The following is a 412-nucleotide window of genomic DNA, read 5'->3' as shown; positions in this document are numbered from 1 at the left end:
CCGGATCGCCGCGCTCGGCGGCGGTGTCGCGGTGCAGCACCGGATGGCGTACCAGGGCGAATACTTCGTCGAGCGCTACGGCGCGCAGGCGGCTGAAGCCACGCCGCCGGTGGCGAAGATGCTGGGCAAGGGGCTCAAGGTATCGGCCGGCACCGACGCGACGCGCGTGGCGTCGTACAACCCGTGGGTGTCGCTCTCATGGCTCGTGACGGGCAAGACGGTGGGCGGCCTGCGCATGTATCCGCAGCGCAACCTGCTCGATCGCGAAACGGCGCTACGCATGTGGACCGAGTACGTGACGTGGTTCTCGAACGAAGAGGGCAAGAAGGGGCGCATCGCGGTCGGGCAGCTCGCCGACCTGGTGGTCCCGGATCGCGATTTCTTCGCGTGCGCGGAGGACGACATCGCGGGC

1 protein-coding gene is annotated in these 412 nt (G+C 68.9%); it reads left to right on the top strand.

All coding sequences use genetic code 11. The features are described from left to right. Positions 1 to 412: amidohydrolase family protein (locus ACV22W_RS33635; RefSeq protein ID WP_448023843.1), on the top strand; the 412-nt coding region annotated here is incomplete at both ends.

It is taken from the genome of Burkholderia sp. AW49-1, from assembly GCF_053427845.1.
The sequence above is the reverse complement of the archived record's forward strand: the minus strand, read 5'-3'. Positions and strand labels throughout refer to the sequence as shown.